The sequence below is a fragment of the Pseudomonas sp. GD03944 genome, assembly GCF_029839275.1.
Taxonomy (GTDB): domain Bacteria; phylum Pseudomonadota; class Gammaproteobacteria; order Pseudomonadales; family Pseudomonadaceae; genus Aquipseudomonas.
In genome coordinates this window covers 82,278-94,211 of the sequence record NZ_JAOCAH010000005.1, presented here as the reverse complement: position 1 = coordinate 94,211, position 11,934 = coordinate 82,278, and the positions used below count along the sequence as shown (strand labels likewise).

Here is an 11,934-nt window from a genome sequence, read left to right as displayed (position 1 = left end):
GTTGTTATTGGATGAACTCAGTGAGCGAACCAGGCGGCAGGGACAGTGACCAGTTCGGGGAAGGCCACCAGCAGCATGAGCACGATGATTTCGGCGATCAGGAACGGGAACGTGCCCTTGAGCAGCGCCTCGTAGCGCATTCGTCCGATGCCGCAGACCACGTTGAGCACCGTGCCTACCGGCGGGGTGATCAGGCCGATGGAGCAATTGATCATGAACAGCACGCCGAAATAGATCGGGTCGATGTCGGCGGCGGTGACTACCGGCACCAGGATCGGCGCGAGCAGCAGCACGGTCGGTGTGAGGTCCATGACCATGGAGATCATCAGGATCAGCAGCATCAACACCAGGATCAGCAGTTTCGGGTTGTCCATCACTGGCTGGATCAGGTCGATGATCTGCCCCGGGATATCGGCGATGGTGATCATCCAGGCCGGGATCGATGCGGCGGCGACCAGGAACATCACCGCAGCGGTGGTCTTGCCGGCGTTGAGCAGCACCTCGTTGAACTTCTTCAGGTCCAGCTCGCGGTAGACGAGGGTCGATACCAGCAGGGCGTAGACGCTGGCCACGGCGCCGGCCTCGGTCGGGGTGACCACGCCGAAGCGCAGGCCGACCACGATGATCACCGGCAGCATCAGGGCCCAGATACTGTCCACGAACGCCTTGAGGCGTTCCTTGCCGGAGGCTTTCGGGCTCAGCTCGACATCGGTGTCGCGGCGCGATACCAGCCACCAGGCCACGCACAGCGCCAGGGCGATCATCAGGCCCGGGGCGATGCCGGCCAGGAACAGCTTGGTGATCGACAGGCCGGAGGCCACGCCCAGGACCACGAAGCCGATGCTTGGCGGGATGATCGAGCCCAGCACCGAGACCGAGGCGATCAGGCCACCGGAGCGGTTCTTGTTGTAGCCGGCGATGACCATCATCGGCAGCAGCAGGGCGGTCAGCGACGCCGCGTCGGCCAGGGCCGAACCGGACAGGCTCGACAACAGCACGCCGGCGAAGATCGCCACATAGCCCAGGCCGCCACGCAGGTGACCGACCATGGCGATGGCCAGGTTGATGATGCGTTTGGACAGGCCGCCGTTGTTCATCACCTCGCCGGCGATGATGAACAGCGGGATGGCCAGCAGCGGGAAGCTGCCGGCGGAGTTGATGATGTTCTGCGCGATGATCTGGCCATCGAACAGGCCCAGCAGCCACATCAGGGCCACGCCGCAGAGGATCAGGGCGTAGGCGATGGGGGTGCCGATGAGGATGGCGGCCATCAGCACGCCAACGAAGACGGTGAGTGCCATTACTTGAGTACCCCGGGTTGGGAAGTGGAGGCGAGTTGAACCTCGCTGTCGCTGGCAGCCTGGGGACGGCTCCCGGCTGGCGCGCGCAGGTTTTCGATCAGTTGCACGAAGATCAGCCCCATGCTGAGTACCGAGAACACCAGTCCGGCGCCGTAGAACAGGGCCATGGACACGCCGGTGGACGGTGCGCCGACATGCAGGTTGATCACGGTCTGCTTCCAGCTGCCGACCAGGAACAGCCAGGTCACGTAGAGCATCAGCAGTTGGCTGAGCACCATCATCCATTTGGCGACCTTGGGCGAGACGCGGCTGGTCAGCATGTCGACGCCGATGTGGCCGTGCTCGTGGAGCATCAGCTGGGCGCCGGCGAACACCAGCCAGACGAAGGCCAGACGGGAGATTTCTTCACTGAAGAAAATCCCGGAGTTGAAGCCGTAGCGCAGCACCACGTTGAGGAAGATCAGCGAGGTGATGCAGATCAGGCTGGAACAGACGAGCACTTTCAGTGCGATGAAGTAGGTGTCGAGGATGCGTTTCACGGTGCGCTCTCCAGCGAAGTGGCAGTTGAGCGAAAGAAGAGGTCGTTGTATTCGGCACTCGCGAAAGTGTCCGATCCGGCAGCGTTGGCCGTTGGGGGCTGGGTGGGCATGGATCACCTGTTGTTGTTATGTAGTCGTATGTTTCCATACGGGGTGATCGATTCTTTTCTGAATGGAAAAGCCTGTCACGCAGAGTCGGATTCAATGTTTTTATTAGGCTGATAAAAGCGGGAAAGGGCGCGTTTTAGTTGCACGCTTATCGTGCGCGCGCACCAGAATAAGGCGCCTTTCGGACGCACTTCAGTGTGCGGGTGTGGGTGCTTTGGGCGGGGTGAAAAGGGCAGGCGCAAAGGCGCTCGCACCGCTCAGGCTGGCGCCTGGCGGCAGATTGTTGGCGTCAGCCTTGCGAGTGTGCAGGGGCTGCGTTGAGGCAAAGTCCGTTTGCATAAGCGTGTTATGGAAGTTTGATGGTGTGGTGGGTGTTCTGTCGCCTTGTTGTTTGTTATTAGTGTGCGGTACGTGTGTCGTTATTTATCAGGTCATTAATCAAGTGGCTGCTGTTCGATATATCAGGCGAATTGCGGCAGCCACAGCGCCAGTTGCGGGAAACATATGAGCAGGGCGATGAGTAATAACAACACGAAACAGAACGGCAGGGCGCCATACACAACGTCCATGAAGTTGCCCTTGTTGCGAATGCTCTGCACCACGAACAGGTTCATGCCGAAGGGCGGGGTGATCTGGCCCATCTCGCACAGGATGATCAGGATCACGCCGAACCAGAGTGGGTCGAAGCCCAGGGCGACGATCACCGGCACCACCAGCGGCGCGGTGGTGATCAGCATCGCCAGGGTGTCCATGAAACAGCCCAGCACGATGTAGAACAGGATGATCGCCAGCAGGGTGGCCATCGGCGACAGCTGCAGGTCGGTGACGAGGCTGACCAGCGAGGAGGTCAGCCCGATGGACGACAGCACGAAGTTGAGGAAGAACGCCGACAGGGTGATGAAGATGATCATGCCACTGGTGCGCAGGGTCGACTCGAATGCCTGGCCCAGCGTCTGCCAGGTGAACGCCCGGCGCCACAGCCCCAGGCCGAAGGCAGCGAGTACGCCCAGGGCCGCCGATTCGCTGGCGGTGGCGAAGCCGCTGTAGATGGCGCCGACCACCAGCACGAAGATCGCCAGCGGTGGCAGCAGGTCGGGAATGCTCGCCAGGCGCTCGGCCCAGCTGGTGCGCTGGCGGTGGCCGCCCAGCTCGGGACGGATCAGGCAGGCCAGCATGATCATCGCCACGAACATCAGGCACAGCAGGATGCCGGGAATGGTCGCCGCCAGGTACAGCTTGGGCACCGACAGGTTGGCGATCAGGGCGAACAGGATCATGTTGATCGACGGCGGAATCAGGATACCCAGGGTGCCACCGGCAGCGATGGAGCCGAGGAACAGCGGCGCCGGGTAGCCCTTGCGCTCCTGCTCCGGCAGGGCCAGGGTGGAGATGGTGGCGGCGGTGGCCACGCTGGAACCGCTGGTGGCGGAGAACAGGGCCGAGGCGCCGATGTTCGAGTTCATCAGGCCGCCGGGCAGCCACGACAGCCACTTGTCCGCCGCGCCGTACATGCGCCCGGCCACCCCGGAACAGACCAGCAGTTCGCCCATCAGGATGTACAGCGGAATCGCCACCAGCAGGAACTCGGCGCTGGTGCTCCAGGCGATTTCGCCCAGGGCGTTGCTCAGCGGCAGGTTGGAGTACAGCCCGGACAGCGACATGCCCAGCAGGCCGACACTGACCGCCGCCGCCACGCTCAGGCCCAGCAGGCCGAGCAGAACCACCAGGGTGAATACCAGCATCAGCGTGCGCCTCCTGTGGCTGTGGTGCTGCCGCGGTGGGTTTCTTCCTCGATGTCCTCTTCCACCGAGTTGATCCCGAGCCGCGCGTGTATCGCCGCCCAGCGTCGCTGGCGCAGCTGCCGCAGGCTGATCCAGCCGAGCACCAGGATGGTCACGGCGAAGAACAGGTAGCCGGCGAACCAGATCGCCTGGGGAATCCACAACGAAACCTGCAGCGGCGTGGTGGAGACCGAGCGGTAGTGAATCGAATCCCACAGCACCTGGCCGCTGTGCAGCAGCAGGGCGCCGACGAACACCGCCATGCCGGCCAGGGCCAGCAGGTCCAGACAGACCCGGGGCTTGAGCGACAGGCGCGCGTAGAGGATGTCGACGCGTATGTGCGAGCGTTTCAGCAGGGCGATGGGGAAGGCCCAACTGCTGACGATGGCCAGCACGTAGCCGGCGATTTCGTCGGCGCCGCCCATGGAAATGCCGAGGGTCTTGCGCAGGATCAGGTCGAGGCTGATCAGCAGCGAACAGGCCAGCAGGGCGATGCCCCCGACCCAGGCGCTGGCCCGGGCAATGCGGTCGATGATGCCGGTGGTGTCGCTCATGCCATTCTCCGCCAGGGGGATGGGCCACCGCAGCGCCCGCATCCCGTGAGTCAGTTCAGTCGTGGGGCAGTGTCAGTTGCGTGCCGATCGCGGCGCCGGCCGTGGCGTTCCAGCGTTCCACGCAGGCGCTGCCGCAGCGTTTGCCCCAGTCCTCGGCAATCTTCAGCACGGCCTGGTGCAGCACCTGTTTTTCCGCTGCGGTCGGAGCGTGCACCTGCATGTGCGCCGGGCGGTGGATCTGGCAGTCGGCGGCGCCGGTGTTGCAGGCCAGGGCGTAGCGGTTTTCCCGGGCGGTTTCGCGCCACAGGGCGTCTTCCAGCACCTGGGCTTGCTCCAGCAGCGTGCGTTGCACCGACTTCGGAAGCTGCTGCCAGCGCGCCAGGCCAATGCCGTAGAAACCCAGGGACCAGTCCACCGGCAGGTTGTAAAGGTGATTGGCCACTTCGTACCACTTGGCGGCGTTGCCCGAGCCGATGCCGGTCACCGCGCAATCGATGACGCCGGTCTGCATGGCGGTCACCACCTCGGCGAAGGGCAGGGTCACTGGCGAGGCGCCGAGGGCGGCGACCAGGTCGGCCATGTTGCGACCGCGCACGCGCACCTTGCGCCCGCGCAGGTCATCCAGGGCGGTCACGGCATCGCGGCAGAAGAACACCTGGGCGGTGTAGGGCAGGGTGGCCAGCAGCTTGACCCCGTGGCGCTCGGCCATGCGCTGCTGCAGCACGGGTTTGTAGGCCGTGGCGATGGTGCGGGCGGTGTCGATGTCGGCGGCCATGCCGGGCAGGTCGATGCCCTCGAAGGCGGGGTCATCGCCGGCGACGGAGGCGAACACTCCCATACCGATTTCCACCGCGCCGGCGCGCAGCAGGCGCACCATTTCCGGCCCCTTGAGACCGGTTTCCGAGAGGCCGCGCAGGCGGGCGGTGAGGGCTCCGCCGGAGCTGGCCGGCAGGGTGTCGTTCCAGAACGGCCGTTCCACCGCGCGGAAGGTGTAGTTGTGGCTGCCGCCACCGACCACGTTGAACTGGAGGGCTGGATGCTCGGCCGCTGTCGCACCGCCAGAGAGGCAGCCGAGTACAGCGAGGATCGCTCCGGTGAGCGCGTACAGTTTCATGGGTAGTCCTTTTGTTCTTTTGGGATCTACGAGGCAGAAACCTGATGATGTCGTGGCCAGTGGTGCTGTCGGGCGCCTGGCCGTGCGCGGTGAAACAGGGGCGCCAGTGGCGCCATCGATGCTGGTGCGGTGCGTCTAGCGCGGCTGGATGGCGGCGTCGATGACCGCGCGCGAGCCTACGATATCCGGGAATTTCTCGCCATTGGCCAGCCGCGCCAGGGTGTGCTTCTCGTTGTTCTGGAAGTCGATGGCGCGCCGTGCCAGGACCAGGGCTTCGGCAAGCGGCAGGATCACGATGCCGTTCTCGTCGGCGATCACCGCATCGCCCGGGTTGACCACCACGCCGCCGCACTGCACGGGGGTGCAGAACGCGCCTTCCTCGCCCTTCACCCGCGTGGTGATAGCGCTGGCGCCCCAGGACCAGACCGGTACGCCGTGGTCGCGAATCTCGCCCAGGTCGGTGACGTAGCCGTCGATCACGATGCCGGCGATGCCCGCCTGCTTGGCGGCGTAGGCCATGGCCCCGCCCATGGCGGCGGTGACGCTCTCGCCGCAACGGTCGACGATCAGGAAGTCACCGGGCCGCGCACAGCCCATCGCGTAATGTAAGATCCCGCCGTCGGCGCCGGGCATCTTCACCGTCACCGCCGTGCCCACGGCGCGCAGGTTCTTGAAGTGCGCGCGGATACGCGGGCTCAAAATGCCGGTGGTGATGAAGTGCCCGATGGTGGCGGGCTCGGCACCCAGAAGAACGTGGCGGTCCTCCTGGTCGATCGGTGCGGGCAGTTCTTCGATGATGTACATGCGGCCCTGTCGTTATCCGGTGGGTGCGAGAGGTTTAACCGGATCGTAACAAGGGCGTTTTTGTGACGATAATAAAAACCAGCGAACACAGCGGGGATAGATTTTTATCATGCGAATTACCCTGATGCAGATCGAGGCTTTCTACTGGACCGCCCGATTGGGTGGCGTCCATGCGGCCTCGCGGCACCTGCATCTGACCCAGCCGGCCATCTCGTCCCGTATCCGGGAAATGGAATCGCTGCTCAGCGTCAAGCTGTTCGACCGCAGCAAGCAGCGCATGACCCTCACCGCTGACGGCCACATCGCCCTGCGCCACGCCGAACTGGCGCTGAACAACAGCGCCAAGCTCGAACAGTTCGCCGCCAAGCAGAAGCAGCACCGCCGCCTGCGCCTGGGCGCCGACGAATGCTCGGCCATGGTCGGGCTGACCGCGGTGATCGCCGAGATCAAGGCGCACTTTCCCGAGATCACCCTGGAAATCACCATCGACGTCGGCGCCTCGCTCAACCGCAAGTTGAACGACCATGAACTGGACCTGGCGCTGCTGACCAACCCGGCCACCCGCGAAGACGTCACCGACGTGTTCATCGGCTGGATGACCTTCCAGTGGGTGTCCGGCCCGCAGCTGGCCATCGACAGCACGCCGTTTTTGCCCGAGCACGCCGCCGGCTATTCGATCATCACCCACTCGGCGCCCTCGACCTTGTACTCGGTGGTCGATGGCTGGCTGAAGCAGGGCGGCAGTGCCACCTCCGAGGCCTTCCATTCGAGCAATTCGCTGGCCTTCATCGCCAAGATGATCGCCGGCGGCCACGCCATCGGCATCCTGCCGGTGCCGCTGATCCGCGAGATGCTCTCGATCAACCTGCTCAAGGCCTTGCCCTGCACCCCGGAAATCCAGCCCGCACGGTTCTGCCTGTCGTACGTGACCGACACACCCGACACCGAGCTGGAAGCGTTGGTGGGGATCGTGCGCGACACCCTGCTGCGGCTGAACTTCCTGGTGGCCGATCCGGAACACCCGGAGCAGGACCTCTAGGAGCGGCTGGGCGGCATTTGATTGCCCGGGAGCTCTGCGGAACACCGCTACAGCGGGGCAGGCCCACAGATCGCCGAGCTCGCGGCTGAAGCCCCTCCTACAGAGAGCAGCGGAGCCGCCGCGTGCGTAGCCTGGGTCGAGCGCAGCGACACCCGGGATGATGGGTATCGCGTTGCTCAACCCATCCTACGGACTGGAACCGCGCTTGCAGGGGCGCCGTAGGGTGGATCACGCTTCACCGATCCACCGTGCCGTTGCAACGGTGGATGTAAAAAGCGACATCCACCCTACAAAAGCGCGTAACGCTGGATCGAGCGCAGCGACACCCGGGATGATGGGTATCGCGTTGCTCAACCCATCCTACGGAGTGGAACCGCTGACAGGGGCGCCATAGGGGGGATCACGCTTCACCGATCCACCGTGCCGTTGCAACGGGGGATGTAAAAAGCGACATCCACCCCACAAGCGCGTAGCGCTGGATCGAGCCCCGTACCCGTAGCCTGGGTCGAGCGCAGCGACACCCGGGATCACACACTACGTGGGGCGGCCTGCACCCTCAGCCGTTTTCGCGCAGATGCCGGGCGATGAGCTGGCGCGCGGCCTTGCCCTCGGGAATCGGCAGGATCGGCCACACATGGATCAGGCCGTCGCCCACCTGCAATTCCACCGGCACGCCAGCGGCACGGGCGGCGTCGGCGAACAGCAGTTCGTCGTGACAGGCGATGTCGCGGGTACCGGCGAAGATCAGCAGCGGCGGGAGCCCGGCCAGGTCGCCCTGGAGCGGGCTGACGTACGGGTGGTCCATCGGTAGGTCGCCGGCGTACAGGCGGCCGGCTTCCTTCAGGCCGAGGGCGGCCAGCATGGGGTCGTCCTGTTCGTGCGCAGCAATGGCCGGGTGGTTCATGCGCACGTCCAACCAAGGGCAGATCAGCACTAGTTTCGACGGCAGGGCCAGGCCGCGTTCGCGCAGCGCGTAACACAGCGCGAGCGCCAGGCCGCCGCCGGCGGAATCGCCCATGACACCCAGCGACGCCAGGTTCTCCGCCGCGCAGGTGCGTTGGTAGCAATCGACCATCGCCGCCACGGCGCGGCTGCAGGTCGCTTCCGGCGCCAGCGGATACAGCGGCACGGTGATGGTGTAGCCCTCGGCCTCCACCAGCGCCTGGAGAAACCGCCAGTGGTGCACGGTGATCGGCCGGATATAGGCGCCGCCGTGCAGGTACAGCACGTGCCGCGCGGAGGCGGCTGGCGTTCGCGGCGCCAGGCGATAGACCTCGATGCCATCCACCACCTCATGCTGCACCGCCAGGCGCTGCAGCATCCGCGCCGATGGCCGGGCCGGCCCTTGCTGCCTGACCTGGGCGACGCCGTCGCGCACGTGCTGGACGGAGCTGTAGATGCGTTTGCGGCGGGTCAGGCGCAGCAGGCCTGCCACGAGGTGGCTCTGGAGACTCGGCATGGGGCTGCGTTCTCTTGTGATTGTTCTGTGCCGAATCCTAGGCGATCCCGCAGGGAGCGTGGTGTCGGCCAGGCGACAATCTGTCGAAGCCTCAGGCAGCGGCGGTCGGCATCATCACCCGCCACCCGCCACCCGCCACCCGCCACCCGCCACCCGCCACCCGCCACCCGCCGTGTCAGTCGGCCAGGGTGGCGTTGTCGATCACGAAGCGGTATTTGACGTCGCCTTCGAGCATGCGCGCGTAGGCGTCGTTGATCTCGTCGGCGCGTATCAGTTCGATGTCGGCGACGATGCCGCGCTCGGCACAGAAATCCAACATCTCCTGGGTTTCGGCAATGCCGCCGATCATCGAACCGGCGACGCTACGGCGCTTCATGATCAGGTTGAACACGTTCGGCGACGGATGCGGCGAGGCGGGCGCGCCAACCAGGGCCAGGGCGCCGTCGCGCTTGAGCAGCACCAGGAAGGCGTCCAGGTCATGGGGTGCGGCCACGGTGTTGAGGATGAGGTCGAAGCTCTTGGCGTGAACGGCCATCTCCTCGGCGTTGCGCGACACCACCACGTCGTCGGCGCCCAGCTGCCTGGCGGCCTCGCGCTTGGCGTCGGAGGTAGTGAACGCCACCACCTGGGCGCCCAGGGCGTGGGCCAGTTTGATGCCCATGTGGCCCAGGCCGCCGATCCCGACCACGCCGACCTTCTTGCCCGGCCCGGCGTTCCAGTGGCGCAGCGGCGAGTAAGTGGTGATGCCGGCGCACAGCAGCGGCGCCACCGCCGCCAGCTGCGCCTCGGGATGGCCGATGCGCAGCACGTAGCGCTCGTGCACCACGATGCGTTGCGAGTAGCCGCCCTGGGTCCAGCCCGGCGCGTCCGGTGTCGGGAAGTTGTAGGTGCCGACCATGCCGTCGCAATAGTTTTCCAGGCCTTCGAGGCAGTCGTCGCAGCGCTTGCAGCTGTCGACGATGCAGCCGACCCCGACCAGGTCACCTGCCTTGAAACCGTTGACGTGGGCACCGATGGCGCTCACCCGCCCGACGATTTCATGGCCGGGCACGCAGGGGAACAGGGTGCCTTCCCATTCGGCGCGTACCTGGTGCAGGTCGGAGTGGCAGACACCGCAGAAGGCGATGTCGATCTGCACATCGTGGGCGCCCGGTTCACGCCGGGCGATCTGCAGCGGTTCGAGTGGTTGGTCGCCCGCGTGGGCACCGTATGCGTTGACTGTCATGGAGCAGCCCCCCTTTGCAGCCTGTGGGTTCGTTGACCATTTTCCGGTGATGCCCGGCTGAGCTGTAGCGCATTCCACTGGATTACTTGCCTGATCCGATGAGCGTGCAGGCTTTTGGTGGGAAGCCGGCAGGCGCGCGGGTAGCGTTCGATCACAGGCTACAGGCATACAGACATGACCCTTGCATCCGACACCCCCGCATCCGATTCATTGCACCCGGCCACCTTGGCCCGGGTGATCGACGTGCACAGGCGCGAGATCGGCGACAGCCCGTCCCAGTTCAGCCGCGAGTACAGTCGCCTGTTCGGCGCACCGCCCAAGCGCGACATCGCCTTGCTACGGGGCCAGGCCGAGGGCGTCGGGCCAACCCCCGCGTGCAACTGAGCGCCCGCAATGGGTGAGCGGATGCAGAGCGTCGGGCTGCCTGCCCACGCAGAGCGTGGGAACGCTCTTCGGGGGCGTCGTCAGCGGTGCGTCATCAGGCCGTTTCGAGCCTGTGCGCGAACAGGGTCCGGCCCAGTTGCTCCCCGGCGCGCAGCGTAATGGCGGGTTCTTGGGTTTCCGAGTCCAGCAGCAACTGTGAACTCGCCACCCGGGCGCCGCAGTAGTCGAAGATGCCGTGGTCGATCTGGGTCTTCATTGCGCTTTCGTAACCATGCCGCTCGTAGGTCCCCGCATCGGCGCCGGCGATGCCGACCAGGTGCACGCGCAGGCGCTGCAGCTTCTTGATCAGCCCGGCGTCCAGGCTGAAGTCGAAGGCCCAGCCATTGGAAAACACCCGGTCGATCCAGCCCTTGAGCAGCGCCGGCATCGACCACCAGTACACCGGGAACACCAGCACCAGGGCATCGGCCCGGTCGATTCGTGCCTGCTCATCCCGCACGTCGGCAGGTGGCGCGGCCTGGGTGCGGTGCACCTGAAGGTCTGCCGCGGAGAAACGCGGGTCGAAGCCCTGGGCCGCGAGGTCGACGATTTCGAAGGTGTCGGCAGGGTTGGCCGCCACCAGACCAGCGCCGATGCGCGCGGCCACGCTGTGGCTGAGGGAGTGGGGTTCGGGGTGGGCGACAACGATAAGGGCGTGCATGGTGGGCCTCCAGGGTGATTGAGGGGCGTCCGTGACGGCTATATACTTTCAGTAAGTTACTCTTGGTAAGTTACTTTTGGTACATAGCGATGTCAACCACACCCGCTGCACCTCGTCGCCGCATGACCCGGGAAGACCGTCTGCGTCAGCTCCTCGATACCGCCTGGCAACTGGTGCGCAGCGAAGGCACCGACGCCCTGACCCTGGGCCGCCTGGCCGAACAATCCGGGGTGACCAAACCGGTGGTCTACGACCATTTCGGTACCCGCGCCGGTTTGCTGGTGGCTCTCTATGAAGACTTCGATGCCCGACAAACGGCCCTGATGGACGTCGCACTGGAAGCCGGCGAGGCGACCCTGCTCGGCAGGGCGACGGTCATCGCCACCGCCTATGTCGACTGTGTGCAACAGCAGGGCCGGGAAATTCCCGGAGTCATCGCCGCCCTGGCCAGCACCCCGGAACTGGAGCGCACCAAGCGCGAGTACGAACGTGTGTTCCTAGACAAGTGCCGCCATGCCTTCCAGCCCTTTACCGGGGATGCCGACCTGTCCGCCGCGAGCCTGCGCGCCATGCTCGGCGCCGCCGAAGCGCTGTCCCACGCGGCGGCCAGTGGGGAGGTGAGTGCGGACCAGGCCAAGGCCGAGTTGATGGCGGTGATCGTGGCGATGGTGGAGCGGTGCGTGGGGCAGGGCAGCCGCTGAAGGCGTGCTGGGCATCCGCATCCAGGCCCTGTTTCTTCGGCGCTCCACCGCCAATCGGTGGGGCTGGGCCGCTCTAGCTCGGTGCCTATCAGGCAAGCCGAGGCACCGGTTAGGCGATAAAAAGTGGGCGGCCTGGGTCTTGATAATGTTATGGTATAACGGTTCTTTGGTTGGCTGGCCAAGCCAGTGGCCTGCCGATCCGCCTCCTTCAAGACCCTCTGTACC

Annotated in this window: 11 protein-coding genes and 1 pseudogene; 3 read left to right on the top strand and 9 right to left on the bottom strand. The window is 65.3% G+C overall.

The genetic code is table 11. The annotated features are described in order from the left end of the window. Positions 1-17 precede the first annotated feature (17 nt). The 6 genes from N5C28_RS10060 to N5C28_RS10035 all read right to left on the bottom strand — a co-directional run bounded on the left by N5C28_RS10060 (position 18) and on the right by N5C28_RS10035 (position 6,201). Positions 18-1,301, bottom strand: a complete 1,284-nt coding sequence (locus N5C28_RS10060) for a TRAP transporter large permease subunit (RefSeq protein ID WP_279821997.1) — start codon at positions 1,299-1,301, stop codon at positions 18-20. Further along, positions 1,301-1,840 (bottom strand): TRAP transporter small permease, encoded by a 540-nt coding sequence (locus N5C28_RS10055; RefSeq protein WP_279821994.1) that lies wholly within the window; start codon positions 1,838-1,840, stop codon positions 1,301-1,303. Before N5C28_RS10055 ends, N5C28_RS10060 begins: the two co-directional genes overlap by 1 nt. 569 nt (positions 1,841-2,409) lie before the next feature. Next, on the bottom strand, positions 2,410-3,690 hold the full coding sequence (locus N5C28_RS10050) for a TRAP transporter large permease (protein ID WP_279821992.1): 1,281 nt from the start codon (positions 3,688-3,690) through the stop codon (positions 2,410-2,412). After that, entirely contained in the window at positions 3,690-4,283 is a 594-nt protein-coding gene (locus tag N5C28_RS10045; RefSeq protein ID WP_279821990.1) for a TRAP transporter small permease, read from the bottom strand. The genes N5C28_RS10050 and N5C28_RS10045 overlap by 1 nt, the downstream gene beginning before the upstream one ends. A gap of 55 nt (positions 4,284-4,338) precedes the next feature. Continuing rightward, a complete protein-coding gene (locus tag N5C28_RS10040; RefSeq protein ID WP_279821988.1) occupies positions 4,339-5,397 on the bottom strand; it encodes a TRAP transporter substrate-binding protein in 1,059 nt (352 codons plus the stop codon). 135 nt (positions 5,398-5,532) lie between these two features. Then, a complete protein-coding gene (locus N5C28_RS10035) occupies positions 5,533-6,201 on the bottom strand; it encodes an RraA family protein (protein ID WP_279821987.1) in 669 nt (222 codons plus the stop codon). A 109-nt stretch (positions 6,202-6,310) separates the two neighbouring features. Here N5C28_RS10035 and N5C28_RS10030 point away from each other — a divergent pair, with 109 nt between their 5' ends. After that, positions 6,311-7,240 (top strand): LysR family transcriptional regulator, encoded by a 930-nt coding sequence (locus tag N5C28_RS10030; RefSeq protein WP_279821985.1) that lies wholly within the window; start codon positions 6,311-6,313, stop codon positions 7,238-7,240. 556 nt (positions 7,241-7,796) lie between these two features. On the opposite strand, the gene N5C28_RS10025 is transcribed toward N5C28_RS10030, so the two are convergent. Next, complete coding sequence (locus tag N5C28_RS10025; RefSeq protein ID WP_279821983.1) at positions 7,797-8,699, bottom strand: alpha/beta hydrolase; 903 nt, start codon at positions 8,697-8,699, stop codon at positions 7,797-7,799. Between the two features lie 175 nt (positions 8,700-8,874). After that, positions 8,875-9,924 carry an NAD(P)-dependent alcohol dehydrogenase gene (locus N5C28_RS10020; protein ID WP_279821981.1) on the bottom strand — a complete coding sequence of 350 codons (1,050 nt, stop codon included), beginning with the start codon at positions 9,922-9,924 and terminating at the stop codon, positions 8,875-8,877. A 264-nt stretch (positions 9,925-10,188) separates the two neighbouring features. On the opposite strand from N5C28_RS10020, the pseudogene N5C28_RS10015 reads away from it, so the two are divergent. Further along, positions 10,189-10,308, top strand: a pseudogene (locus N5C28_RS10015) (AraC family transcriptional regulator); the annotation flags it as partial. Positions 10,309-10,402: 94 nt separating this feature from the next. Here the strand turns inward: N5C28_RS10015 and N5C28_RS10010 are convergent. Continuing rightward, complete coding sequence (locus N5C28_RS10010; protein ID WP_279821979.1) at positions 10,403-11,008, bottom strand: NAD(P)H-dependent oxidoreductase; 606 nt, start codon at positions 11,006-11,008, stop codon at positions 10,403-10,405. An 89-nt stretch (positions 11,009-11,097) separates the two neighbouring features. On the opposite strand from N5C28_RS10010, the gene N5C28_RS10005 reads away from it, so the two are divergent. Further along, positions 11,098-11,709, top strand: a complete 612-nt coding sequence (locus N5C28_RS10005; protein ID WP_279821977.1) for a TetR/AcrR family transcriptional regulator — start codon at positions 11,098-11,100, stop codon at positions 11,707-11,709. Positions 11,710-11,934 lie beyond the last annotated feature (225 nt).